Source organism: Quadrisphaera sp. RL12-1S (assembly GCF_014270065.1).
Lineage (GTDB): Bacteria > Actinomycetota > Actinomycetes > Actinomycetales > Quadrisphaeraceae > Quadrisphaera.
The window spans coordinates 99,780-124,370 of sequence record NZ_JACNME010000006.1 but is presented as its reverse complement, the minus strand read 5'-3'; the positions used below and the strand labels follow the sequence as shown (position 1 = coordinate 124,370).

Annotated in this window: 23 protein-coding genes and 1 pseudogene; 15 read left to right on the top strand and 9 right to left on the bottom strand. The window is 75.0% G+C overall.

What is annotated here, in order from left to right:
* Positions 1–28: 28 nt before the first annotated feature.
* Genes H7K62_RS13135 through H7K62_RS13115 form a run of 5 tightly spaced genes read left to right on the top strand, consistent with a single transcriptional unit; the run spans position 29 to position 5,834 of the window.
* Positions 29–1,246, top strand: a complete 1,218-nt coding sequence (locus tag H7K62_RS13135) for a sugar ABC transporter substrate-binding protein (protein WP_186718913.1) — start codon at positions 29–31, stop codon at positions 1,244–1,246.
* The gene (locus tag H7K62_RS13130; RefSeq protein WP_186718912.1) at positions 1,246–2,829 is read left to right on the top strand and encodes a sugar ABC transporter ATP-binding protein; all 1,584 of its coding nucleotides are present in this window, start codon (positions 1,246–1,248) and stop codon (positions 2,827–2,829) included. The genes H7K62_RS13135 and H7K62_RS13130 overlap by 1 nt, the downstream gene beginning before the upstream one ends.
* Positions 2,826–3,911 (top strand): ABC transporter permease, encoded by a 1,086-nt coding sequence (locus tag H7K62_RS13125; RefSeq protein ID WP_186718911.1) that lies wholly within the window; start codon positions 2,826–2,828, stop codon positions 3,909–3,911. Before H7K62_RS13130 ends, H7K62_RS13125 begins: the two co-directional genes overlap by 4 nt.
* The gene (locus tag H7K62_RS13120; RefSeq protein WP_186718910.1) at positions 3,898–4,917 is read left to right on the top strand and encodes an AraC family transcriptional regulator; all 1,020 of its coding nucleotides are present in this window, start codon (positions 3,898–3,900) and stop codon (positions 4,915–4,917) included. The genes H7K62_RS13125 and H7K62_RS13120 overlap by 14 nt, the downstream gene beginning before the upstream one ends.
* Positions 4,914–5,834: an alpha/beta hydrolase fold domain-containing protein gene (locus tag H7K62_RS13115; RefSeq protein ID WP_186718909.1), complete on the top strand. Its 921-nt coding sequence runs from the start codon at positions 4,914–4,916 to the stop codon at positions 5,832–5,834. The genes H7K62_RS13120 and H7K62_RS13115 overlap by 4 nt, the downstream gene beginning before the upstream one ends.
* Before the next feature lie 73 nt (positions 5,835–5,907).
* Here the strand turns inward: H7K62_RS13115 and H7K62_RS13110 are convergent, their stop codons facing one another.
* Positions 5,908–6,405, bottom strand: coding sequence for a MarR family winged helix-turn-helix transcriptional regulator (locus tag H7K62_RS13110; RefSeq protein WP_186718906.1), 498 nt, complete (start codon positions 6,403–6,405; stop codon positions 5,908–5,910).
* A 117-nt stretch (positions 6,406–6,522) separates the two neighbouring features.
* Between H7K62_RS13110 and H7K62_RS13105 the strand changes: the two genes are divergently transcribed.
* From H7K62_RS13105 to H7K62_RS13090, 4 genes are read left to right on the top strand one after another with little or no spacing between them, the layout of a single operon-like run.
* The gene (locus H7K62_RS13105; RefSeq protein ID WP_186719225.1) at positions 6,523–7,455 is read left to right on the top strand and encodes an SDR family oxidoreductase; all 933 of its coding nucleotides are present in this window, start codon (positions 6,523–6,525) and stop codon (positions 7,453–7,455) included.
* A gap of 20 nt (positions 7,456–7,475) precedes the next feature.
* On the top strand, positions 7,476–8,339 hold the full coding sequence (locus tag H7K62_RS13100) for an amidohydrolase family protein (RefSeq protein ID WP_186719223.1): 864 nt from the start codon (positions 7,476–7,478) through the stop codon (positions 8,337–8,339).
* Between the two features lie 31 nt (positions 8,340–8,370).
* Positions 8,371–8,826 carry a MaoC family dehydratase gene (locus H7K62_RS13095; RefSeq protein WP_186718903.1) on the top strand — a complete coding sequence of 152 codons (456 nt, stop codon included), beginning with the start codon at positions 8,371–8,373 and terminating at the stop codon, positions 8,824–8,826.
* 51 nt (positions 8,827–8,877) lie between these two features.
* On the top strand, positions 8,878–10,470 hold the full coding sequence (locus H7K62_RS13090) for an acyl-CoA synthetase (RefSeq protein WP_186718900.1): 1,593 nt from the start codon (positions 8,878–8,880) through the stop codon (positions 10,468–10,470).
* A gap of 51 nt (positions 10,471–10,521) precedes the next feature.
* Here H7K62_RS13090 and H7K62_RS13085 read toward each other — a convergent pair whose 3' ends face one another.
* The 6 genes from H7K62_RS13085 to H7K62_RS23950 form a co-directional block, all read right to left on the bottom strand.
* Positions 10,522–11,334 carry an SDR family NAD(P)-dependent oxidoreductase gene (locus tag H7K62_RS13085; protein WP_255480331.1) on the bottom strand — a complete coding sequence of 271 codons (813 nt, stop codon included), beginning with the start codon at positions 11,332–11,334 and terminating at the stop codon, positions 10,522–10,524.
* A gap of 66 nt (positions 11,335–11,400) precedes the next feature.
* Complete coding sequence (locus H7K62_RS13080) at positions 11,401–12,981, bottom strand: APC family permease (RefSeq protein ID WP_186718898.1); 1,581 nt, start codon at positions 12,979–12,981, stop codon at positions 11,401–11,403.
* 146 nt (positions 12,982–13,127) lie between these two features.
* Positions 13,128–14,597 (bottom strand): aldehyde dehydrogenase family protein, encoded by a 1,470-nt coding sequence (locus tag H7K62_RS13075; protein WP_186718897.1) that lies wholly within the window; start codon positions 14,595–14,597, stop codon positions 13,128–13,130.
* A gap of 3 nt (positions 14,598–14,600) precedes the next feature.
* Entirely contained in the window at positions 14,601–16,331 is a 1,731-nt protein-coding gene (gene betA / locus H7K62_RS13070) for a choline dehydrogenase (RefSeq protein WP_186718896.1), read from the bottom strand.
* Positions 16,332–16,483: 152 nt separating this feature from the next.
* Positions 16,484–17,293, bottom strand: a complete 810-nt coding sequence (locus H7K62_RS23955; protein ID WP_186718893.1) for a FadR/GntR family transcriptional regulator — start codon at positions 17,291–17,293, stop codon at positions 16,484–16,486.
* Positions 17,290–18,117, bottom strand: a complete 828-nt coding sequence (locus H7K62_RS23950) for a cache domain-containing protein (RefSeq protein WP_186718892.1) — start codon at positions 18,115–18,117, stop codon at positions 17,290–17,292. Before H7K62_RS23950 ends, H7K62_RS23955 begins: the two co-directional genes overlap by 4 nt.
* A 201-nt stretch (positions 18,118–18,318) precedes the next feature.
* On the opposite strand from H7K62_RS23950, the gene H7K62_RS13055 reads away from it, so the two are divergent.
* The 3 genes and pseudogenes from H7K62_RS13055 to H7K62_RS23940 all read left to right on the top strand — a co-directional run bounded on the left by H7K62_RS13055 (position 18,319) and on the right by H7K62_RS23940 (position 19,404).
* Positions 18,319–18,549 (top strand): hypothetical protein, encoded by a 231-nt coding sequence (locus H7K62_RS13055; protein WP_186718891.1) that lies wholly within the window; start codon positions 18,319–18,321, stop codon positions 18,547–18,549.
* Positions 18,546–18,863, top strand: a pseudogene (locus H7K62_RS23945) (hypothetical protein); the annotation flags it as partial. The gene H7K62_RS13055 and the pseudogene H7K62_RS23945, both read left to right, overlap by 4 nt.
* A gap of 85 nt (positions 18,864–18,948) precedes the next feature.
* Positions 18,949–19,404, top strand: a complete 456-nt coding sequence (locus H7K62_RS23940) for an FAD:protein FMN transferase (RefSeq protein WP_222437557.1) — start codon at positions 18,949–18,951, stop codon at positions 19,402–19,404.
* 120 nt (positions 19,405–19,524) lie between these two features.
* Here H7K62_RS23940 and H7K62_RS13045 read toward each other — a convergent pair whose 3' ends face one another.
* Together H7K62_RS13045 and H7K62_RS13040 are read right to left on the bottom strand one after the other, a co-directional pair.
* The gene (locus H7K62_RS13045; RefSeq protein ID WP_186718890.1) at positions 19,525–20,247 is read right to left on the bottom strand and encodes a type 1 glutamine amidotransferase; all 723 of its coding nucleotides are present in this window, start codon (positions 20,245–20,247) and stop codon (positions 19,525–19,527) included.
* Entirely contained in the window at positions 20,244–21,623 is a 1,380-nt protein-coding gene (locus H7K62_RS13040; protein ID WP_186718888.1) for a Mur ligase family protein, read from the bottom strand. The genes H7K62_RS13045 and H7K62_RS13040 overlap by 4 nt, the downstream gene beginning before the upstream one ends.
* A 484-nt stretch (positions 21,624–22,107) precedes the next feature.
* On the opposite strand from H7K62_RS13040, the gene H7K62_RS13035 reads away from it, so the two are divergent.
* The 3 genes from H7K62_RS13035 to H7K62_RS13025 all read left to right on the top strand — a co-directional run bounded on the left by H7K62_RS13035 (position 22,108) and on the right by H7K62_RS13025 (position 24,465).
* Positions 22,108–22,998, top strand: coding sequence for a DUF4397 domain-containing protein (locus tag H7K62_RS13035; RefSeq protein WP_186718886.1), 891 nt, complete (start codon positions 22,108–22,110; stop codon positions 22,996–22,998).
* Positions 22,995–23,693 carry a class F sortase gene (locus H7K62_RS13030; protein WP_222437556.1) on the top strand — a complete coding sequence of 233 codons (699 nt, stop codon included), beginning with the start codon at positions 22,995–22,997 and terminating at the stop codon, positions 23,691–23,693. Before H7K62_RS13035 ends, H7K62_RS13030 begins: the two co-directional genes overlap by 4 nt.
* Before the next feature lie 232 nt (positions 23,694–23,925).
* Positions 23,926–24,465, top strand: coding sequence for a GtrA family protein (locus H7K62_RS13025; RefSeq protein WP_186718884.1), 540 nt, complete (start codon positions 23,926–23,928; stop codon positions 24,463–24,465).
* Positions 24,466–24,591: the final 126 nt, after the last annotated feature.

Here is a 24,591-nt window from a genome sequence, read left to right as displayed (position 1 = left end):
GGGTCCTCGTCGACGAAGGAGTCGTGTGATGACCAGTCCCCACCCCGCCCGCCGGCCGGCCGCGACCCACCGGCCGGCCGCCGCCCGCGCGCTCCTGGTGGCCGCCGCGGCCACCGCCGCCGCCCTCGTGCTGGCGGCCTGCTCCTCCGCCACCGGGGCCACCTCGGCGACCGGAGGGTCCGGCGCCAGCAGCGCCGCGGTGCCCGCAGCCGTCACCGACGCCGTCGCGGCCGGGTACCAGGGCCTCTCGACCGCCCCGCCCACCAGCTCGCCCGCGGTCTCGCCCGGCCACGACCTGTGGGTGGTGTCCGCCTTCCAGCAGGTCTCGGGCCTGGCCAAGATCGCCTCCGAGGCGCAGGCCGCAGCCGCCGCGATCGGGTGGAAGGCCACCGTCTGCGACGGGCAGAACAACCCCGCGCAGTGGTCGACCTGCGTCCGCCAGGCCACCGCGGCCGGTGCCGACGCGATCCTGCTCGCCGGCGTCGACTGCGCCCCCGTCTCCGAGGCCCTCGCCGAGGCCCGCCGCGGCGGCGTCAAGGTGACCGGGGTGGCGTCCTTCGACTGCGACGACCCCACGCAGGGCGGCGGCGCGCCGCAGTTCGACGCGAAGCTCGGCTACACCGACGGCGTCACGGGCACCGGCGACTTCTACGAGAAGGCCGGGAGGCTCCGCGCCGACTGGGTCATCGCGAAGACCGGTGGCTCCGCCAAGGTGCTCCACGTCGCGTTCAAGGGCGTCTCCATCGGCGAGTACCTGTCCAAGGGCTTCACCGAGGAGCTCGCGGCGCAGTGCCCCGGCTGCAGCGTGGTCGGCACCGTGGCCATCACCCCCTCCGAGATCGGCCAGCTGCGCCAGAAGTTCGACAGCGCGCTGCTCAAGGCGCCGGACGCGAACGTCGTGGTGACCGACCTCGACTTCATGCTCTCCGCCGGCGTGCAGCAGTCGCTGCAGCAGAACCCCTCGAGCGGCCGCGTGGTGCTGGGCGGGGAGTGCGTGCAGGAGACGCTCGACTACATCCGCGCCGGCGGCGGCGCCCAGGCCTGCGTCGGCTTCTCCAACGGGCGCGCCGCCTGGGCCGCCGTCGACCAGCTCAACCGCGCCTTCGACGGCCAGCCGGGCGTCACCGACGGCGTCGGCTCGCAGATCATCGACGCCGAGCGGAACCTCCCCGCCGCCGGCAGCGCCTACGAGGGCGACCTCGACTACCGCGCCACCTACACCCAGCTGTGGAAGGCGGCCGCCTGATGGCCGCCCCTCGCGGGGAGGTGTCGGCGCCGCTGGTCGAGGTCCGCCACCTGTCCAAGACGTACGCCACGCGCGTCGTCGACGACGTCGACCTGCGGGTGCTCCCCGGCCAGGTGCACGCCCTGCTCGGCGGCAACGGCTCCGGCAAGTCGACGCTGCTGAAGATGGTCGCCGGAGTCGTCGTCCCCGACCCCGGCGGCACGATCACCGTCGGCGGCGCGGAGCACCCCAGCGAGGCCCACTCTCCGGCGCTCGCCGCCGCCGGCGGCCTGCGCTTCGTGCACCAGGACCTCGCCCTGGTCGACCAGCTCTCCATCGCGGAGAACTTCGGCCTGGCCGCCGGGTTCCCCCGCGGTCGCTCCGGGCTGGTCAGCGCGCCCCGGCTGCGGGAGCGGACCGCGCGGGCGCTGGCCGACTCCGGCCTCGACCTGCACCCGGACACCCCGGCGGGCGCGCTGCGGCCCAGTGAGCGCGCGCTGGTGGCCGTCGCGCGGGCGCTGCACGGCGCGGGGAGCGGATGGCAGGGGCAGGACGACGACGGCGGCCCGCTGGCGCTCGTGCTCGACGAGCCGACCGCGAGCCTGCCCGTCGACGAGGTCGACAGGCTGCTGGCGTCCATGACCGCGCTGCGCGACGCCGGGCACGCCGTGGTCTTCGTGAGCCACCGCCTCAGCGAGGTCACCGCCGTCGCCGACCACGTGACGGTGCTGCGCGACGGCCGGGTGGCCGACGAGGGCCCGGCGGCGGGCTTCGACGAGGCGCGGGTGGTCGAGGCCATGACGGGGCACGCCCGCGCCGCCGCCCCGGCCGCTGCGAGGGGTGCCGGGCCGGTGACCGGCCCCGGCGCGGTCCGCCTGGAGGTGCGCGGCCTCGTGGCGGGACCGCTGCGCGGGGTGGACCTGCAGGCGCGCGCCGGGGAGGTGGTCGGCGTCGGCGGCCTCGCCGGCTCGGGCCGGACGTCTCTGCTGCGGGCGGTCTTCGGAGACCTGCCCGCCACCGGGCAGGTGGCCCTCGACGGCCGCCCGCTGCAGGTGCGCTCCCCGCGCGACGCGGTCCGGGCGGGCCTCGCGCTGGTCCCCGAGGACCGGCTGCGCGAGGCCGCCTTCCTCGACCGGCCGGTCTGGGAGAACCTCGGCGCACGCCGCCTGCTGGCGGGGCGGCCGGCGGTCAGCTCGGGAGGCGCCGAGCGGTCGGCCGCCGGTGCGCTCGCCCGCCGGTTCCTCGTGCGCACCCCGTCGGTGCACGCCCCGCTGGGGGCCCTGTCGGGGGGAAACCAGCAGAAGGTGGTCATGGCCCGCTGGCTGTCCACCGGGCCGCGGGTGCTCCTGCTCGACGAGCCCTCCCAGGGGGTCGACGCGGTGGCCCGCGAGGAGGTCCACCGGCTCGTGCGCGAGGCCGCCGCCGGCGGCGCGGCCGTCGTCGTCGTCTCCAGCGACCTCGAGGAGCTCGAGAGCCTCAGCGACCGCGTGGTCGTGCTGGCCGACGGCCACGTGGTCGCCGAGCTCACCGGAGAGGCCGTCACGCGGCAGGCCATCACCGTCCACATGCAGGCGACCACCCACCGGAGCGAGGCAGCAGCATGACCACCACCGACCCCTCGCCGCGCACCGAGCCCCGGTCGCCGGCCCGCCCCGCGGCTGCCGCGCGGGTGAGTCCCCCGGCCGGCCGCGGCAGCCTGCGGCGGGTGGGGGAGCGGTACGGCCTCCTGCTGCTCGTGGTGCTCATGGCCGTGGTGTTCAGCGTGCTGCCGGAGTCGGGCGAGGCCTTCCGCAGCGCGGGCAACGCCCGGGCGATCGCCGCCAACCAGGGCGTCGGGCTCGTCGTGGCCCTGGCCCTGCTGCTGCCGCTGGCCGCGGGGCACTTCGACTTCTCCGTGGGCGCGGTCGCGGCGTCGTCCTCGCTGGTCACCGCGGCGCTGACGGCGCAGCACGGCCTGCCGCTGGTGGTGGGCGTGCTCGCGGCGGTGGCCTTCGGGGCGCTGGTCGGCGCGCTGCTCGGCTGGCTCGTGGCCTACCTCGAGATCAACCCGTTCATCTCCACCCTGGGCGCGGCCACGCTGCTCGGGGGCGCGATCTTCGCCTACACCGGGGGCCTGCAGATCACCAGCGGCATCCCGCAGCAGCTGACCGCCATCGGGTCCTCGCAGGTGCTCGGCGTGCCGGTCATCGCCGTGGTCGCCTCGGCGGTGGCGCTGGCGGTGTGGCTGCTCACGGCGCGCACCGCCTTCGGCCGGCGCCTGTACGCGGTGGGTTCCAACGCCCGCGCCACCCAGCTGCTGGGCGTGGACGTGCGCCGCACGCAGCTGCTCGCCTTCGTGGGGTCGGGCACCGTGGCCGCCGTCGGCGGGGTGCTCCTGCTGGCCCGGCAGGGCGCCGCCACCTCCGACAGCGGCATGTCCATGCTGTTCCCGGCGCTGACGGCGGTGCTGCTCGGCACCATCGTGGTGGACGTGGGCCGGCCGTCGGTGCCGGGCACGGTGGTGGGCATCCTCTTCGTGGCGGTGATCGTGAGCGGTCTGGCACTGGTGGGAGCACCGGCGTGGGTGAGCCCGGTCTTCAACGGCGCAGCCCTGCTGCTCGCCGTCGGGTTCGCCCGGCTGGCGCGCGCCCGCAGCGGCCCGCGCCGCGCCCGGCCAGGTCGGGGGAGCCGGCGTGCCGCTGCCTGAGCCGCCCGCGGACGACGGCGCAGAGCGCGCCTCCCGCGAGGCTCCCCACGAGACGCTGCTCTTCGCGTGGCTGCGCGCCGACGACGACGCCACCCGTCCGCAGGACACCTCCGACGCGATCGTCGTGCGCTCGAGCGGGCCGGCGCCGCGCATCTCCCGCCGCCTCGAGCTCGACACGGTCGAGTGCGCCGTGGTGGAGGGCGACGAGGTGGACGTCGAGCCCTTCCCCACCGCCCGCGCCTGGCGCGGCGTGCTGCTCGGCTACCTCGAGTCCGGCGAGCTGAGCATCGACCAGGAGGGACGCCGGGTCGACCTGCAGCGGGGCGACTTCGTCTTCTACACGGCGGCGCAGCGCTACCGGATCCGCTCGGCGGCGGCCCACCGCTTCCTCGTGGTGCGCATCCCCACCTCCGCCCTCGTGCTGCGGCACGGCTTGTTCACCGACGTGCTGGCCACGGACCTCAACGACCTGCCGTCCGCACCGCTGCTGCGCAGCCTGCTCACGGTGCTCGCCGACCCCGGGTACCTGCCCAGCCTGCCCGCCCGCGCGCACGCCGCCGACGCCCTCGTGGCCGCGGCGCACGCCGTCATCGCCGACGCCCGCGAGCCGGGCACGGCGGAGGCGATGTCGCAGTTCCACCGGATCGTGGTGTGGATCGACGGCCACCTCGCCGACGACGACCTCACCACCGAGCGGGTGGCCGCCGGCAGCTTCGTCTCCTCGCGCACGGTGCGACGGGTCTTCTCGCTCAACGGCACCACGGTGTCGGCGCTGGTGCGCCAGCGCCGGCTGGAGCGCATCCGCAACACGCTGCTCGACCCCCGCGAGCAGGGGACGGCCATCGGCGCCATCGCCGCGCGCTGGGGCTTCCGCGAGCCGTCCGCCTTCAGCAGGGCCTTCACCCAGCAGTTCGGCATGCCACCGCGCCGCTACCGCGCCCTGCACCTGCACCAGGGCGGCGCCGCCCCCGTCCCCGCACCCGAGCCCACCCGGAGCCCCCGATGACCCTGCTGTCCCACCCGGCCGTCGCACGCATCGCCGCGCGCGGCCTGCAGACCGTGCTGCCCAAGCTGCTCGCCAAGCAGACCGGCGGGGCCGATCCCCGCGACCGGCTGCCGCAGTTCGCCACCGAGCGCACCGAGCTCGTGGTCCCGAGCTCACCCCCGGCACCGGTGGTGGTGCACCGCGCGGCGGGCACCGGGCCGGACGCGCCCGTGCACGTCAACTTCCACGGCGGCGGGTACATCCTCGGGCAGGACCACGGCGACGACGCGCTGTGCCGCGTGGTGGCCGTCCGGGCCGGCGCGGTGGTGGTGGACGTCGACTACGCCGTCGCCCCGCAGCACCCCTTCCCCGCGCCGGTGCGCCAGGCCGCCGAGGTGGTGCGCTGGGTGGCTGAGCACGGCGGCGAGCACGGCTGGGACGGCTCGCGGCTGACGGTCGGGGGGCAGAGCGCGGGTGGTGCGATCGCCGCCGCGGTGGCCCGCACAGCGCTGCGCGACGGCGGCCCGCGCCTGCTGCTGCAGGTGCTGCACTACCCGCCGCTCGACCTCACCGTCCCCGTCACCGCCAAGCACAGCCCGCTCGCCAGGCCGGTGCTCACCCCGTGGATGGGGGAGGTCTTCGACTCCGCCTACGTGCCCGACGCCTCCCGCCGCAGCGACCCGCTCGTCTCACCCGCGGCCGCGGGCGACGTCGAGGACCTCACCGGCATCGCCCCCGCGCTGGTCATCGCTTGCGCCCACGACGTCCTGCACGCCGAGGACCTCCGCTACGCCGCTCGGCTCGACCGCGTCGGCGCGCTGGCGGAGCTGGTCGAGGTGCCCGGTGCTGACCACGCCTACGACATGGCCGACGACGTGCGGGGCCTGGAGACGTACGAGGTCATCGCCCGCCACGTCGCGAAGGCCACCGCGGTCTGACGGCCGGCCGTGCGCCCTGCGGCGAGGGACAGCCGCCGAGCACGGGAGGGCCGCTCGTCGCGACCACCCGGACTCACGTCCGGGGACCACCCACGGCCTGCGACCCGAAGACCAGGGTGCGCAGCAGAGCGCGCAGGGTCTCGCGCTCACCGGCGGACAGGGGCGCCAGCGCCTCCTGCTCCGAGGTCGCGGCGAGGCCGGCGGCCCGCCGGTGCACCTCCCGGCCCTCGGCGGAAGCGCGCACGAGGCGGCGCCGGCGGTCGCGCTCGTCCGTCTCGCGGGTGACCAGCCCGCGGCCCTCCAGCTCGTCGACGAGCGCCACGACCTGGCTGGGGTCGAGCTCCAGCAGGGTCGCCAGCTCGCGCTGGGTGAGCGGCTCCGCCTCGCAGGCCGCGGACAGCACGGCGTACGAGCGCGCGCGCAGGTCCAGGGGACGCAGCGCCTGGTTGAGCCGCCGGGTGCCGGCGGCGAACGCTTTGACGGCGAGGAACTCGACGTCTTCGGCCAGGGACGCGCTGGCGAAGCGCGCCGCCAGGTCCGCCGGCACCGCTGGGGTCGTCTCCTCGGCCACCCCGCGATCCTGCCCTGTCGCCTCCGGCACGAAAACCGTTGAGATTCTCAACGAATACCCCTACTGTTCGAGGACACCGGGCGACCGGCACACCGACGTGCGGAGGACGACGTGACCATCTCCCTCACCGACCGCGTGGCGATCGTCACCGGCAGCGGCGCCGGCCTCGGCGCCGGCTACGCCAGGGCCCTGGCCGCCGCCGGCGCCGCCGTGGTCGTCAACGACGTCAGCGCCGACGCCGCCGAGCGCACCGCTGCGGAGATCCGCGACGCGGGTGGGCGCGCCGCCGTCGTCGTCGCCCCCGTGGGACCCTCCGAGACCGCGCAGCAGCTGGTCGAGGTCGCCGTGGAGACCTTCGGGCGCCTCGACGCGCTCGTCACCAACGCGGGAGTGCTGCGCGACAGGTCACTGCTGAAGATGACCGACGACGACTTCGACACCGTCATCGGCGTCCACCTGCGCGGCACGTTCACCTGCGTGCGCTCCGCGTGGACGCACTTCAAGGAGACCGGCACCGCCGGCCGCATCGTCACCATCGGCTCGCCCACCGGCCAGCGCGGCACCTTCGGGCAGACCAACTACGCCGCCGCCAAGGCCGGCATCGTCGGCATGGTCCGCACCTGGGCCCTGGAGATGGGTCGCTCCGGCACCACCGTCAACGCCGTCGTGCCGGTCGCCGCCACCGCGATGACCCGGACCGTCCCGTACTTCGCGGCCGCCATCGAGGCCGAGGACGCCGGGCAGCCGATGCCCGACTTCTACCGCAAGGGCCTCGGCTTCGGCACCACCGACGACGTCGCGGGCGTGGTCGTCTACCTCGCCTCGGAGCAGGCCGCAGGCATCAACGGGCAGGTCATCGGGGTGGGCGGCGACCGCCTGCAGCTGTGGAGCCACCCGGAGCCCGTGCTGTCGCTGGAGCAGGACGGCGGCTGGAGCGCCGACGCGATCAGCGAGGTGGCGGCGGCGCGGATCCGCGAGGACCTCCAGTCCGTCGGCGAGCGGTTCCCCGCGCTGCCCGCCGAGCTCGACCGCAGCACGCAGGCGTCGTGAGCACCCCCGGCGCCGGACGCATCGACGTCGACGCGATCGACGCCGTCGACGTCCACGTGCACGTCGAGGAGGGCTGCCACGGCGAGACCGCCCTCCCGGACGAGTTCGCCGCCGCGGCGGCGAGGTACTTCCGCAGCGACGGCGTCGGCCGGGACCTGGGCGCCATCGCCCAGCACTACCGCGAGCGGCGCACCGCGGCCGTGGTCTTCACCGTCGACGCGCGCACGCAGCTGGGCCGGGTCGGGGTGCCGGTAGCGGAGCTGCTCGACCGGGCGGCCGACCACGCCGACGTCCTCATCCCCTTCGCCTCGGTGGACCCCCGCCGCGGGGCCACGGCCGTCGCGCAGGCGCGGAGCTTCGTGCGCGAGCACGGGGCCCGGGGCTTCAAGCTGCACCCGACCCTGCAGGGCTTCGACCCGAGCGACCCCGACCTGCGCCCCCTGTGGGCCGCGATCTCCGAGCTCGGCGTGCCGGTGCTGGTCCACTCGGGCCAGACGGGCATCGGCGCGGGGCTGCCCGGCGGGGGAGGGCTGAGGCTGCGCTACTCCAACCCGATGCTGGTGGACGACGTCGCCGCGGACTTCCCCGACCTGCGGATCATCCTCGCGCACCCGTCGGTGCCGTGGCAGGACGAGGCGATCTCCATCGCCACGCACAAGCCGAACGTCTTCATCGACCTGTCGGGCTGGTCCCCGAAGTACTTCCCCGAGCAGCTCGTGCGGGCTGCCCGCACCGTCCTGCAGGACAAGGTGCTCTTCGGCTCGGACTTCCCCCTCATCACGCCCGACCGGTGGATGCGCGACTTCGAGGGCCTGGGCATCGACGGCCCGGTCCGCCAGAAGATCGTCAAGGACAACGCCGTCCGCCTGCTCGGCCTGACCTGACCCCGTCCCCGCCCAGCACCAGGAGCTCCCCATGGCCGCACGCACCACCACCCTCGCCGAGCTGCCCGGGCTCGCCGGCACCGAGATCGGCACCTCCGCGTGGCTCACCGTCACCCAGGAGAAGATCGACACCTTCGCGGACGCCACCGACGACCACCAGTGGATCCACGTCGACCCCGAGCGCGCCGCCACCGGCCCCTTCGGCGCCCCCATCGCCCACGGCTTCCTCACGCTGTCGCTGTTCATCCCGCTGTGGTCGCAGCTGCTCGAGGTCACCAACGCCACCACGCTGGTGAACTACGGCCTCGACAAGGTCCGGTTCACCGCGCCGGTGAAGGCCGGCGCGCGCGTCCGGCTGGTCGCCACGCTGACCTCGGTCACCGAGGTGAAGGGCGGCCTGCAGCTGGCGGTCTCCGGCGTCCTGGAGCTCGAGGGCAGCGAGCGCCCCGCGATCGTGGTCGAGTTCCTCTCCCGCGTCTACGGCTGAGCCGCAGGCGCCACCCACCAGCAGCACCGCGACGAGGCGGAGGACGACGACGTGGTCGAGGATCAGGTCGAGGGGCAGGTCGAAGGGCAGGTCGAAGGGCAGGGGATCGGCAGCTGGTTCCGCCTGCGCGCCGTGAAGTCAGCGGGCCATCCGGCCCTGGTCTTCGACGGCACCGAGCTCACCTACGACCAGCTCGCCGACAGGGTGGACCGCATCGCCGCGGGTCTGCGCGCCCGCGGTGTCGCCCGCGCTGACCGCGTGGCCTACCTCGGCGACAACCACCCCTCCTTCGTGGAGGCCATGTTCGCCTCCGCGCGCCTGGGGGCGGTGTTCGTGGCGCTCAACACCCGGCTCGCGCCCGCTGAGCTCGCCTACCAGCTCGCCGACTGCGGGGCGCGCGTGCTCATCAGCACGCCCGCACTGGCGGAGCGGGCGGACGTCGCCGCGGCCCTGGCGGAGCACCCGGTGCTGCGCGTGCGCGTGGGGGACGGCGGTGCCAGCGCCGGTGACGGCGATGACGGCGGCGGCTTCGAGGCGCTGCTCGGCGCGCTGCCGCTGACCGACCTGCCCGACGTCTCCCTGGACGACCCGGCGCTCATCGTCTACACCTCTGGCACCACCGGGCGGCCCAAGGGCGCCGTGCTCACGCACGGCAACCTCACCTGGAACGCCCTCAACGTGCTCGTCGACTACGACGTCACCAGCGCCGACCGTGCGCTCATGGTCTCGCCGCTGTTCCACGTCGCCTCGCTCGGCATGGGGTGCCTGCCCGTGCTGCTCAAGGGGGCGACGGTGCTGCTGCAGGAGCGGTTCGTGGCGGGCGAGGCGCTGGCCGCCGTCGAGGGGCTGCGGGCGACGTCGGTCAGCGGCGTCCCCACCACCTTCCAGCTCATGGCCGAGCACCCGGCCTGGGCGGACACCGACCTGTCCTCGCTGCGGCTCATGACCTGCGGGGGCTCCCCGGTGCCGGACCGGGTCCGGGAGGCCTACGAGGCCCGCGGCCTGCGCTTCTCCGGCGGCTACGGCATGACCGAGGCGTCCCCGGGCATCACGCTGCTGCCGCCGCAGCACACCGCCGCGCACCCGCGCTCGGCCGGGCTGGCGCACTTCTTCACGCGGGTGCGCATCCGCGACACCGCCAGCGGTGAGCTCGCCGGGACGGGTGTCGCGGGGGAGGTGGAGGCCTGCGGTCCGAACACGTTCCTGGAGTACTGGGGTGACCCGGCCGCCACCGCTGCCGCGCGCACCCCGGACGGGTGGCTGCGCACCGGCGACGTCGGCCTGCTCGACCAGGACGGCTTCCTCGTCATCGCCGACCGCATCAAGGACATGATCATCTCCGGCGGGGAGAACGTGTACCCCGCCGAGGTGGAGAACGCGCTCCTCACGATCCCCGGCGTCACCGGCGCCGCCGTCATCGGGCTGGCCGACGAGCGGTGGGGCGAGGTGCCCCACGCCGTCGTCACGCTGGCGCCCGGGGTGTCGCTCGACGCGGAGGCCGTGGTCGAGCGGCTGTCGCTGTCGCTGGCCCGCTACAAGGTGCCGCGCACCCTCGACGTCGTCGACGAGCTGCCCCGCACCGCCAGCGGCAAGGTGCCCAAGCGCCTGCTGCGCCAGCGCTACGAGCGCACCGGCGCCTCCTGACGCCCCGCCCACCTCCGCCGCAGCCGGGCGCTCGGCTGGGGGGAGAGCCGGTCAGGAGCGGCCGCGCTCCTCGGCGATGGAGTTGCCGCCGTCCACCACCAGCACCTGGCCGGTGACGTAGGAGGCCCCGGCTGAGGCGAGGAACGCCACCACCGCCGCCACCTCGTCGGGGGTGCCGGAGCGCCCGGTGGGGGTGGCGCGGCCCGCCGCCAGCTCCTGCGGCGTGGCGGACGCGGTCGCGATCCACCCCGGCGCCACCGCGTTGCACGTGATGCCCCGCGGTCCCAGGTCGACGGCGAGGGACCGGGTCAGGCCCACCACCGCGGCCTTGGCCGCGTGGTAGGCGGCGTCGTCGCCGTAGGCCATGACCGGACCCGACACCGACGCCACGTTGACGATGCGCCCCGTGCCGTCGGGCAGCAGCGCCAGCGCCGCGCGGGTCACGTAGAAGGTGGTGTCGAGGTTGCGCGCGATGCCGGCGCGCCAGTCCGCGTCGGTGGTGGACGCGACCGGGGCCGCGCGCTCCGAACCCGACACGGCGAGCATCCCGGCGTTGTTCACCAGCACGTCCAGGCCCCCGAAGGTCCCTGCCGCCAGGTCCGCGAGGCGCTGCGCGGCACCGGGGTGGGTGAGGTCACCGACGAAGCCGACGGCCCGCCCTCCCGCCGCCTCGAGCTCGGACGCCCGCTCGTGGATGCGGTCCGTGGTGGAGGCCACCACCACGGCGTGGTCGGCGGCGAGCAGCCGGGCGGCGGCGAAGCCGATGCCCTCCGGGCTGCCCGCTCCCGTCACCACGGCCACGCGCTGGCGCTGCTGCTGGGTCGGCACGGCCGCCCCCTCTCCTGGGTCTTGCGAAGGACCCAGGAGTACCAGGCCGCGGCCCCGGGCCGGACGGCGCCTGACGGCGTCGTCCGGCCCGGGGCCGTCAGGTCAGCTGGCGTCCGCGGAGGTAGAGGCGTGGCTGGCGAGCACGCCGGAGCGGTGCCGCAGCCGCGCGCGGTAGTACAGCGCGCCGCCGCCGACCACCACCACGATGAACAGCACCGCGCCGTACTGCAGGTACCAGTGGTACGGCTCGGTGGCGTTGTAGACCTCCCGGCGAGGCCACAGCAGGTTGGTCATCATCGCCACGCCCCACAGGACCGCCAGCACGTTGACGGGCAGGCCCCAGCGGCCCAGGGAGAACGGCGCGGCGCTGCCGTCGGGCAGCGGCCGGGGCCAGCGGCCCTTCAGCCGCGCGACCAGGAGGGAGACCGTCACCACGAGGTAGGCCAGGTAGATCATGCCGACGGCGAGGCTGGTGATGACGGTGAAGATCTGCGGCTGGCCCACGTTGACCACGAGCACCACCAGCGCGAGCACCCCGACCACCACCGCGGGCAGCACGGGCGTCTTGAACCGCGGGCTGATGTGCGCGAGCTTCTCCGCGAACGGCAGGTTGTTGTCGCGGGCCATGGCGAACGCCATGCGCACCGTGGCCGTGTGGACGGCCAGGGAGCAGACCAGGACCGCGACGACGACGCACACGAGGAACGGCACGCCGAAGCCGCTGCCCACCGTGGCCAGCACCAGGTGCTGCAGGCCGCCGGCCGGGTCGCCGATGAGCGGGTCGTCGAGGTCGGGCGCGGACATGAGGGCGAACAGGAGGATCAGCCCGCCGAGCACGAACGAGGCGACGACGGCGCGCAGCACGGCCCGCGGCGCGGTGCGGCGCGGGTCCTTGGTCTCCTCCCCGAGGGAGCTGGCGGTGTCGAAGCCGTACATGACGTAGCCGGAGGCCAGCGCGGCGACGAGGAAGGCGCCGAAGTAGCCGCCCGGGTGGTCCAGGCCCACGCCGCGGGTCTCGAGGACGACGCCCGGGCCGCGCTTCACGTGCAGCGCCAGCAGCACGATGATCGCGACGGCGGCGATGAGCTCGATGAACACGCCCGCGGAGTTGATGCGGCTCATGAGCTTCACGCCGAAGGCGTTGACCACGGTGGTGAAGACGATGACCACGCCGCCGAGGATGACGGCGTTGAGGGCGTAGGCGACCGGGTCGTCCGCCGAGCCGACGAACTGGAAGCCCGACCACAGCTGCGGCAGCGTCAGCTGGAACGCCAGCACCACGGCCGAGAGCGTGACGATCGACGCGATGAGCATCGTCCACCCGGCGATCCAGGCGACCGTGGGCGAGGCGAGCTGCTTGGTCCAGTTGTAGAGCGACCCCGCCACGGCGAAGCGGCTGGAGAGCTCGGCGAAGACCAGCGCCACCAAGAGCTGGCCCACGAAGACGATCGGCCAGGACCACAGGTAGGCGGGGCCGGCCGTGCCGTAGCCGAAGTAGAAGAGCTGGAACGTGCCCGTGAGGATGGAGATGTAGCTGACGCCCGCGGCGAAGCTGGCGAAGGAGCCGATGCTGCGCTCGAGCTTGGGGGTGTAGCCGTACTCGTCGAGCCCGTGGTCATCGGCTCGTGCGACGCCGCCGCTGGTGACCGGTTGGCTGGTGCGTTCTCCGCGTGTGGTGCTCACCGGGACCTCCTGAGGTCCTCCGGCGCCGGTCGTCCTGATCCGGCGGGATGTGGGTGGGGGGAGCGGTGCTGGGGAAGCGGGTGGGGCGGGTGGAGCGGTGGAGCTGCGCGGGGCCGGGTGGGGGAACCGGCCCCGCGCAGGTCTGGTCAGCCGGCGAACCAGCCGGCGGGACGGGGAGCGGTGTTGCGCCAGACGTGCTTGCTCTGGCGGTACTCGGCCAGGCCCTCGGGACCGAGCTCGCGGCCGTTGCCGGAACGGCCCCAGCCTCCCCACTCGGCCTGCGGCACGTAGGGGCCGAAGTCGTTGATCCACACCGTGCCGTGGCGCAGCGCCGCGGCGACGCGCTCGCCGCGCTCGACGTCGGCGGTCTGCACCCCGCCGGCCAGGCCGTACGCGGTGTCGTTGGCGAGCGCGACCGCCTCGGCCTCGGTGCGGAAGCGCTCGACGGTGAGGATGGGGCCGAAGGTCTCCTCCTGCACCAGCCGCATCGACCTGTCGCAGCCGTCGAAGACGGTCGGCTCGAAGAAGAAGCCGTCCCGCAGGTGGTCGGCCTCGGGCCGCTTCCCGCCGGTGAGCAGGCGCGCCCCCTCGGACCTCCCGAGCGCGACGTACGCCTCGACCTTCTCGCGGTGCGCCGCCGAGACCAGCGGCCCGGTCTCGCTGGCCGGGTCCAGGCCGCTGCCCACCCGGATCCGCCGTGCCCGGTCGACGACGCCCTCGACGAGCGCGTCGGCGACCGACTCCTCGACGATGAGCCGGGTGCCGGCGGAGCAGACCTGCCCGGAGTGCAGGAAGGCGCCGGTGAGGACGAGGTCGACGGCGGTGGCGAGGTCGGCGTCGGCGAAGACGACGTGCGGGTTCTTGCCGCCCAGCTCCACCGTGACCCGCTTGATCGACTCCGCCCCCGCGCGCAGGATCCGCTGGCCGGTGGCCAGGCCGCCGGTGAAGGAGACCAGGTCGACGTCGTCGTGCTCGGTCAGCGCCGGGCCCACCACGGGGCCGCCGCCCAGCACGAGGTTCACCACCCCGTCGGGCACGCCCGCCTCCGCCAGCAGACGGACCAGGTGGACGGTGGTGAGCGGGGTGACCTCGCTGGGCTTGAGGACGGTGGTGTTGCCGGCCCCCAGCGCCGGGGCCACCTTCCACGCGATCTGCAGGAGCGGGTAGTTCCACGGCGCGATGAGCGAGCACACCCCGATGGGCGCGTGCACGACGCGGCTGACGACGTCCTCCCGGCCCACGTCGACGCTCCTGTCGACCTCGCGCAGCACCTCGTCGGCGTAGTAGCGGAACACCGCCGCGACGTCGTCGACGTCGATCCGGCTCTCCGCCAGCGTCTTGCCGGTGTCGAGGGTCTCGGTGCGCGCGATCTCCTCCTTGTCGCGCTCGAGCAGCTCGGCGGTGCGGCGGAGCACCTTGGAGCGGTCGTCCACGGGCGTGGCGGCCCAGGAGCCCTCGTCGAAGGCGCGCCGCGCCGCGGCGACCGCCGCCTCCGCGTCGGAGGCCGTCGCCTCGTCCACCGCCGTGAACGCCCGCCCGGTGGCGGGGTCGACGACGTCGCGCGTGCCGCCGTCGGAGGACGACCTCCAGGAGCCGTCGATGAACAGGTCGGGCACGGCTCAGACCTCCAGCGCCGTCTGCAGGGCGGTGGGCTGGGCGGTGGGCGTGCTGTTGCGCGGGTCGCCCTCGGGGTACAGCGGCATGCCGTCGCGGTGGCGGTAGAACGGCACGTGCAGGGCGGGCAGCGGGGTGTTGCCGGCGATGAGGTCGGCGGCCTTCTCGGCCATCATCATGATCGGCGCGTAGATGTTGCCGTTGGTGACGTACGGCATCGCCGAGGCGTCCACCACCCGCAGGCCCTCGGTGCCGTGCACCTTCATGGTCAGCGGGTCCACCACGCTGTCGGGGCCGGTGCCCATCTTGGCGGTGCACGAGGGGTGCAGCGCCGTCTCGGCGTCCTTGGCGACCCAGTCGAGGATCTCCTGGTCGGTCTCCACCGAGGGTCCGGGGGAGATCTCCCCGTCGCTGAAGGCGGCGAACGCCGGCTGCTCGAGGATGGTGCGGGCGGCGCGGACCATCTCGATCCACTCGCGGCGGTCGTTCTCGGTGGACAGGTAGTTGAACCGGATGGCCGGGTGCTCCAGCGGGTTCGTGCTCTTGATCTTCAGGCTGCCGCGGACGTCGGAGTACATCGGGCCGATGTGCACCTGGTAGCCGTGCACCGACGCGGGCTTCGACCCGTCGTAGCGCACCGCGACGGGCAGGAAGTGGAACATGAGGTTGGGGTAGTCGACGCGGTCGTTGCTGCGGATGAACCCGCCGGCCTCGAAGTGGTTGGAGGCACCCACGCCGCTCTTGAAGAAGAGCCACTCGGCGCCGATGCGCGGGGCCCGCACCTTGCTCAGCCACGGCCCCAGGGAGACGGGCTGCTTGCAGGCGTACTGGACGTACACCTCGAGGTGGTCCTGGAGGTTCTGGCCCACGCCGGGCAGGTCGACGGCGCTGCGGATGCCCAGGGCGCCCAGGTCGGAGGCGTCGCCGATCCCCGCCAGCTGCAGCAGCTGGGGGGTGCCGAACGCGCCGCCGCAGAGGATGACCTCACCGGCGTCGACGCTGCGCTTGAGCTTGCCGCCGCGCAGGTAGTCCACGCCCACCGCGCGGGCGCCCTGCATGCGGACGCCGGTCACCGTGGACAGCGTGTGCACGGTGAGGTTCTTGCGGTCCATCACCGGGTGCAGGTAGGCGCGGGCGGCGCTGAGGCGCTTGCCGTGGCGCACGTTCCTGTCGAAGGGCGCGAAGCCCTCCTGGCGGTAGCCGTTGACGTCGTCGGTGAGCGGGTGCCCGGCCTGCTGCACCGCCTCGAAGAACGCGCCGAACAGGGGGGTGTTGGCCGGACCGCGCTCCAGCTCCAGCGGTCCGGAGCCGCCGCGCCAGGCGTCCGCGCCGGCCAGGCAGTTCTCCATGCGCTTGAAGTAGGGCAGCACGTGGGCGTAGTCCCAGGTCTCCATGCCGGGGTCGGAGGCCCACCGCTCGTAGTCGAGCGGGTTGCCCCGCTGGAAGATCATCCCGTTGATGCTGCTGGAGCCGCCGAGCACCTTGCCGCGCGCGTGGTAGACGCGGCGGCCGCCCATGTGGGGCTCCGGCTCGGACTCGTACTTCCAGTCGTAGAAGCGGTTGCCGATGGGGAACGGCAGCGCCGCCGGCATGTGCACCAGCGGGTCCAGCGAGAAGTCGCTGCGGCCCGCCTCGAGCACCAGCACGGAGGTGGAGGGGTCGGCGCTGAGGCGGTTGGCGAGGGCGCAGCCGGCAGAGCCGCCTCCCACGATCACGTAGTCGTAGTGCTTGCCCATGGGTGCCTCCGGGGGTTGCAGCGGCTGGCCCTGCGACGGGGGTGCCGCAGGGTCGTGGAGCGCGTCGGCCTCGTGACGGGGCCGAGGTGGTGCTGGCCGGTGTGGGGTGGTGAGGAGTGGTGTGGGGTGGTGCTGGCGGTGGTGCGGCGGCCTCAGCCGCTCGCGGAGGTCACCTCGGTGAGCACCTCGGCGAGGTGCGCCTCGATGACGTGCCGGACCTCGTGCTCGGCGTGCAGCTGCCCGAGGCGGCGGGCCCGCTCGGCGTCGCCGGCGGCGATGGCCGCCACGAGCTCGGCGTGCTGCTCGGTCAGCGCGGCGGTCGGCAGCTCGCCGTCCACCTCGTGCCACAGCAGCGGGGCGATCTCCCCCCGGACCTGCACGCTGGCCGCGGTCAGCCGCAGCGACTGCGCCGCTCCTCCCAGGGCGACGTGCAGCCTGCTGTCCGCGAGGCGCAGCTGCTGGGTGGTGGTGGCCTGCTCGAACGCCGCGGCCAGCTCTCGCAGGTGCTCGACGTCCGGCTCGTCAGCGCGCTCGGCGGCCAACCGGCACGCGGAGGAGGTGATGCTCGACGACAGGTCTCCGAGGTCGCGCAGCCACTCCGTGCTCAGGCGGCGCAGACGCTGGCTGACCTCGTCCGGGGAGACCACCGAGGCGTCCGTGACGAAGCTGCCACCGCCGTTGCCGCGCCGCGTGGTGATGAGGCCGCGGTCGCGCAGGATGGCCAGCGCCTGCCGCAGCTGCAGCACGGTGACGCCGAGCTGCTCTGCGAGCTCCCGCTCGGGGGGCAGGCGCACGCCGGCGCCGACCAGGCCCACCGAGACGGCGGTCTCCAGCTGCGCGGCCACCTGCTCGGCCCGGCCCGCCGCGCCCCCGGTGGCGTCACCGATGGCGGTGACGAGCACCAGCGGCGCGGCGCCGAGGGGACTCCGGGCGCCGTCGACCGCGCGCAGGGCGCTGCTCACGGCTGCTGCTCCAGCGCCACGAGGCGCCACGAGGAGCGCCCCGGCACGCGGGAGGGCACCGCCACCTCGGCCTGGACGGCCTCCTTGACGGTCGCGGGGACGCGCGAGCCCGACGTGAGGAGCGCGGTGTTGGACACCACCACGCGGTCGCTGGCGGCCAGCAGCGCCACGGCCGGGCGGCGCCGTCCGACCTCCCGCAGGAAGGTCGCCTCCAGCCGGGCCATGTCGAGGTCGCCCCCCACCACCAGGTCCTGACCGGGGCCCAGCACCAGCGGGGTCGCGAGCGTGGTGGTGTAGACGTCGCACCCCCCGGCGTCGAGGTAGGGGCCCACGGCCACCTCGTGCCCCGCCTCCAGCGGCGTGCGGAACCAGGGGCGCGACTGGTAGTCGTAGAACCCGAGGGCGCCCGGGTCCAGGACGTGTCGCGTGAACGACGCCGCGCCGTCCGGGCCGCGGCGCCACCACTCGAGCCACCGCTCGGTGTCGGACAGGGCGCCGGGCCCCACGGCCACGCCCACGCCCTCCAGGGGGTTGGGCTGGTGCGCGAGGACGCTGCGGAAGAGCGGGTGCAGCGCGGTGAGGGCGAGCCGTGTGGTGGCCCCCCGGTCGGTGCCGAGCACCGCCTCGGTGCGCTGGCGCACCAGCTCCACGGTGTCGAAGGCCGCGTCGAGCATGTGCCCCAGGTGCTCGGCGGTGCGGCGCAGCAGGCCCGTCACGTCGTCCTGGTCCACGGGCGCCTCCGGAGCTCGGGTGTCGGTGGTGCAGGCGGGGGTCGCGGTGCGCGTCGCGGACGCCGGGCGGGGCTTCGCTGGTGCTCTGCTCACGGAGACCTCCTGGGGCGGTCGGCGCGGACCGGCGGTGCTCCGCGCTCAGAACTTCTTCTTCGAAGTTTCGATTCCGAATGTTCCACCCGTGTGTCCGGCTGGTCAAGTCCTCGTGACCGGGTCCTCTCCGCGGCTCCCGTCCACAGGGGCCGGACAGCGACCGTCCAGCGCCGGGGCTCCGCCGCTGGGCACCGTGCTGCTGTGGCCGCCACCGGCGGCCGACGAGAGCAGAGAGCGGGAGTGGCCGACGTGAGCGGTGAGCGCGAGAAGAGCAGGAGGCGGGCCGGGGCCGTCGTCGTCGCCACGGGAGCCGCCCTGGTCGGCGCCGTGGCCGTCGCCGGGGTCGCCGCGGCGGAGTCCTCCTCGACGACGACGGCGGCGGCCACGACCAGCACCGGCTCCTCGGCCCACGCCGGATCGAACGGGTCGTGAGCACCGCGGTCCCTGACCGGCCGCGCACCCGGTCCGGCCGGACCGGGTGGCGCGGGCAGCGCGCTCCGCGCACCGGGGCCCCGGTGGCCGACGAGTGGTCGGTGTGGACGACCACGACGCGCCTGGTGGTCACCGACCCCGCCGCCCTCCCGGCGGCGCGAGCCCTCGTGGAGGAGCAGCTGGCGGCCGTCGACGCCGCCGCGAGCCGGTTCCGGCCCGACTCCGAGGTGGCCCTCGCGGCCCGCGCCGCCGCCGCTGGCACCCCCGTCCGCCTCAGCGCCCTGCTGGCCGACCTCGTCGAGGTGGCCCTGGACGCCGCGGAGCGCACCGGCGGGGCCGTCGACCCGACCCGGGGCAGCTTCCCTGGAGCAGCTCGGGTACGACGACGACATCGACGCCGTGCGCTCCCGCACCCCGGACGCGCCCGCGGCGGCGTGGCCGGTGCCCGTCCGCCCGGTGCGCGCCACCGCCGGCGCCGACCCCGCCGCGCTCCCGCGACCGCCGGCCGCGTGGCGCGGCGTCGTCGTCCTCCCGGACACCTCGCGCGGGACCGGCGCGCTGCTGTGGCTGCCGGCCGGTGTGCTGCTGGACCTCGGTGCCACCGCCCACGGCCCGGCCCACCACGTGCTCGACCCGGCGACCGGCCTGCCCGCCGCCGCGGTGTGGCGCACCGCCTCGGTGGTGGCGCCCTGCTGCGCGGAGGCGAACGCGCTCAGCACCGCGGCGCTGGTCCTCGGCGCGCTGGCGCCCACCTGGCTGGAGCGGCAGGGGGCCACCGCCCGCCTCGTCGACGACGGCGGCCGCGTGCACCTCGTCGGCCCCTGGCCCACCGACCGGCAGGAGGCGCAGCCATGAGCCAGACCCTCGTCGACGCGTCCTGGAACCTCGGCCACGGCACGAGCCGCGCGGCGCTGGCCCTGCGCCGCTCCGGCGGGGCGTGACCGCTCCGGGACCGTCCCGCTGAGCGCCGGGAGGCTACTGGGGGCGGCTCGCCGCGGTGGCGGACGCCGCCAGCTCCACCGCGTCGTCGAGCGGGGCCAGCTCCTGCACGCCGTGGCGGCGGCGCAGGGCCGCGAGGAGGAGGTGGTCCGCCAGGCGCGGGTTCTTCGGGAGCACCGGGCCGTGGAGGTAGGTGCCGATGCAGGCGCCCGTCCGCGCGCCCTCGAACCGCCGGTCCTCGTCGTTGCCGAAGCCCTTGGTGACCCTGCCCAGGGGCTGCTGGCCGGGGGCCAGCAGCGTCCGGCCGGAGTGGTTCTCGAACCCGACCACCCGGCCGAGGTCCTCGGTCTCGAGCACGATGTTGCCGACCATCCGCTGGCCGCTGCCGACGGTGGTCAAGTCGAACACCCCGATCCCGGGCAGCTCGGTGCCGGTGACCGTGGTGAAGCTCCTGCCGAAGAGCTGGTAGGAGCCGCAGATCAGCAGCATCGGCAGGCCCTCGAGCGCTGCCTCCCGGATGGCCGGTCCCCGCTGCAGCAGGTCCTTCGAGACCACCGCCTGGCCGGAGTCCTGGCCGCCGCCGCCGAACAGGAGGTCCACCTCGGCCAGGTCGACCGGTGTTCCCACGCCCACCGGGCGGACCTCCACGTCGAACCCCCGCCACGCCAGGCGCTGCACGAGGGCGCGGATGTTGCCCGTGTCGCCGTAGGTGCTCAGCTCCTGCGGGTAGAGGTGGGCGATGACCACGGGCCTGCTCACGATTCGACCTTCTCGACGTCGGTGAAGCGGGTGAACTCGGCGCGGACCTCGAGCATGGCCGTGTAGCTGGCCAGCACGTACCCCGTGCCCCCGTCGGGGACCTGGTCGAGGAACGCCCTGACCGCGGGGGTGAGCGCGGGCTGCTGGTCGAAGGCGACGCCGGCGTACTTCAGGCGCAGCGACATGTCGGTCGCCCGGACGCCGGACGTCAGGACCGGGGGCCGGCCGGAGGCCAGGTGCTCCAGCGGCACGTCCCACAGCCAGGAGATGTCCCGGCCGTCGGCGTGGCGGTCGTTGATGACCATGAGGACCGGTGCCTGCACGTCCTCGAGCACGAACGTCTCGAGGCACTGCGCGAACCCCGCCGGGTTCTTCACCAGCAGGAGGTAGACGGTCCGGTCGCCCACCTCGAACCGCTCGACGCGCCCGAACGCCGCGCGGGCCGCGCCGAGGGTGGTGCGGACGGTCTCGACGTCCACCCCCAGCCCGGAGGCGAGGGCCAGCGCGGCGAGGCCGTTGTAGAGGTTGTAGGTGCCGGCCAGCGGGAGCTCGAGCTCGTGCGCCTGCCCGTCGACCTCGGCGGTGAACGCCGTCCCGGTCTTCGTCGCCTCGCGCACCCGCGTGACGACGACGTCGGGCGCGGGCCGCTCGAAGTCGCCGGTGGGACAGCGGTAGTGGCCGAGGTGGCTGTAGAAGAGCCGGCTGAACTGCAGTCGGCTGCCGCAGACGGGGCAGTGGTCGGAGTCGGCCACCGACTCGATGGTCGCGGCCTCGACGTCGACGTCGCCCATCCCGAAGTGGGTCACCCGGGCCGCGCCCCGCCTCGCCGTCGCCAGGGAGGCGACGAGCGGGTCGTCCGCGTTGAGGTAGAGGTCCGCCTCGGTCATCGAGATCCCCTCCGCCAGCAGCGCGGCCGTGGAGGTGAGCTCCCCGTACCTGTCGAGCTGGTCGCGGAAGAGGTTGAGCACCACCACGTGCTGGGGGGCCAGCTCGGCCGCCACGCGGCGCAGCGAGGCCTCGTCCACCTCGAACAGCGCGACCGTCGCGTCGATGCGGCCGGTCAGCGAGCTGGCCTTGATGAGCGAGGACCAGATCCCGCGGCGCAGGTTCGACCCGCTGCGGTTGGTGAGGACCACCTCGCCGGCGGCCGTCAGCGCCTCGGCGATGAGCTTGGTGGTGGTGGTCTTGCCGTTGGTGCCGGTGACGACGACGACGCCCTTCGGCAGCTGCGCGACCAGGTCGGCGGCGAGGGTCGGACGGAGCCTCTCGGCGATGAGACCCGGCAGCGCCGCCCCGCCGCCTCGACCGGACAGGCGGGACAGGCCGGCCGCGAGCTTGGCCGCGCCCAGGGTCGGCAGCAGCGGGAGCTTGAGCACGGGGGAACGGTACTTGGCGCGGGTCGCGCGCCGCGGTGCTTGCCGACAGACCGCCAGACCGCCAGGGCGCTCCGGGCGTCCGTCCGGTCACCGGGGGGCGGACGGGTAAGGATCGCTGCGCGCGCGGTGGGCGCGGCGGGACCATGGACCGTGGCGAGGACCAGACCGCAGGAGACCTGCTGGGACTGCTCGCACGAGCGCGTCCTGCACGGCAGGGACGACACGGGCGCCGGGTGCACCCGCTGCCCCTGCGCGGCCTTCGTCCCCGCCGGCCATCCCTGGCGCTTGAGGCTGCTCCTGTGGCTCGACAGGAAGTTGTGACGCTGCGCTTCTGGTAGATCACTGATTGTCGCAGGGCAACCCTTTTGGGGCGCTGTGGCCGGAGATGTCCGGAACCTCCCATCTGTCTGGGGGCCGGCTCCGAACCGCCTCCATGCGCGCACGACGACCCCTTCGCCGCGGAGCGGCTGCCGCGGCTGCCCTGGTGGCCGCCTCCCTCCTCCTCCCCGCGGGTGCGGCCCTGGCCGACGGACCGGGTGCTCCCGCGGTCCAGGGACCGGCCTGGGTGCGCGCGGCGCACCTGGTCCCGGACCTGCCGCGGATGGACATCGCCCTGTCCCCGCGCGGCGGGCAGGGTGGGGTGACGGTCGACGGTGCCGGCTACGGCGACGTGTCCAACTACGCGCAGGTGCCCGCCGGGTCCTACGACGTGGGGGTCCGCCCCGCAGGTGCCTCCTCCGGCGCCGCGCCCGTGCTGAGCTCGTCGCTGCAGGCCGAGTCCGGTCGCGCCTACACGGTGGTGGCGCTGGGGACCGCCGCCGACGCCCGCCTGGTGCCCCTCGAGGACGACCTCACGCCTCCGCCGGCCGGTCAGGCCAGGGTGCGGGTGCTCTCGGCGGCCAGCTCCGCGTCCGCCGTCGACGTCTCCGCCGTGGACGGGCCCACGATCGTCCGCGGAGCTCCCTTCGCCGCCTCCACCAGCTACACCGACGTGCCCGCCGGCCGCTGGACGCTGCGCGCCCAGCCCGTGGCCGGCGGCAGCGCCACCTCCACCGCCGGCACCGCGGACGTGGTCCTCAAGGCCGGCAGCACGTACACGCTCGCGGTCACCGACGGCCGCGACGGGGCGTCCGCCCTGGCCGTCACCCCCGTCGCCGACGCCAGCGGCAGCGGCGGAGGCGTGCTGCCCGCGGGCGGCGCGGCCACCGGCGGGGGCGGGGCGGCCGCCGCTGTCGAGGGCGGGGCGGCCGCCGCTGTCGAGGGCGGGGCCCCGGGGCGTGCGCCGGTCGCCGTCCTGCTGGGTGCGGCCTCCGCCGCAGCGGCAGGGGCCGCGCTGCTCCTGGTGCGGGCCCGGAGCCGCCAGGGGCGCCCGTGAGGCGCCGGCTGGGGCTCGCGGCGCTCGCCGCGGGGGCCGTCTCGCTGGTCCTGGGCCTCGGGGCGTGCGCGCTGGCCGTGGAGCCGTCCGCCGCACCGTCCGCCGCACCGTCCGCCGCACCGTCCGCCGTGCCGCCTGCCGCGTCTGCCGCGGCGGACCAGCGCGCTGCCGCCGCGACGGTGCGCGAGGGGTTCGCTCCGTCGCTGGCCGAGGGCGCAGGCGGTGCCGGCGCCGCGACCTCGGAGCGCTCACCCGTCCCGGTGCGGGTCTCGGTCCCGCGCATCGGCGTCGAGTCGGCGCTCCTGCCGCTGGGGATCGACCCCGACGGCGCCCTGCAGGTCCCCGACCTCTCAGAGGCGCAGAGCGCGGGGTGGCTCACCACCAGCGCGGTCCCGGGACGGCCGGGGCCGAGCGTCATCGCCGGCCACGTGGACTCGCGCAGCGCCCCGGCGGTCTTCTTCCGCCTCCACGAGCTGGTGCCGGGAGACGAGGTGGACGTGCTGCTGGACGACGGCACCACGGTCGCCTACTCGGTGGACGACGTCGTGCGCGTCAGCAAGGACGACTTCCCCACGCAGGAGGTCTACGGACCCCGACCCGGACCCGCGCTGAGGCTGCTGACCTGCGGTGGCGCGTTCGACAGTGCCACTGGCCACTACGAGGACAACGTCATCGTCTTCGGGAGCCTCCGGTGAGGCCCTGGGGTGCAGGGGCGGACGAGCGTCGTGGACGTGGCTCCGAGTGCACAGGCGGTCACTCAGGGTTGACGACCGTGGTCGCTGTCACTCCCTCGGCTGTCCCTCTTCCGGGGGTGGAGCCGATCCCGCTAGGTGGCCGGTCGTCCACGACGTACCGTCGGTCTGCCGCTCGAGCAGCGGTGGTGCGACGAGGCACGTCCGGTGTCCGTCGTGCGAAGGGGAACCTGCAGTGATCTCGATCGTGCGTGACCACCGGGTGAGGTTCGCCGTCACCGGTGTCGCGATGACCCTGCTGCACCTCGCGGTCTTCCGGCTCCTGTCGGGTCACGTGCTCGCCGAGGTGGCCAACGCCACGGCGTTCGTCGTCGCCACCCAGGTCAACTTCCTCGTGAGCTACCACTGGACGTGGGCCTCTCGACGGTCGGGCGCGCCCGAGCCCCTGCGGGCCGTCGCCCGGCGGGCGCTGCTCTTCAACGCCTCGGTGCTCGTCGCCTTCGGCGCCAACACCCTCGCCTTCTGGGTGGCGCACCGCCTGCTCGGCACCTCCGGGACCGCCAGCGTGCTGCTGGCGACCGTGGTGAGCGCCGCCGTGTCCTACCTCGTGAGCTCCCGTCTGGTGTTCGCCCGCCGGGTGCTCGTGGCGGCAGCCCCCGCCGGGGCGGTCCCGGTGGCGGGGCCGCTCGTGCTGGACGAGCCGGCCGAGGTGGTGCCGCTGCGCCCGGTGGCCCGGCCCGAGCACGTCCCTCCCGAGGTGCCGGTGCGCGGCTGACCCGCGCGCCGCGGCGCCGAGCGCGCCGCCCCTGCCGGACGCCCGCGGGCGCTCCCACACGCCCGCCACCGCGGCATGAAGGCCGCAGACCAGGGCAAACCGGGCCGCGAACGGCTCCGAACACCG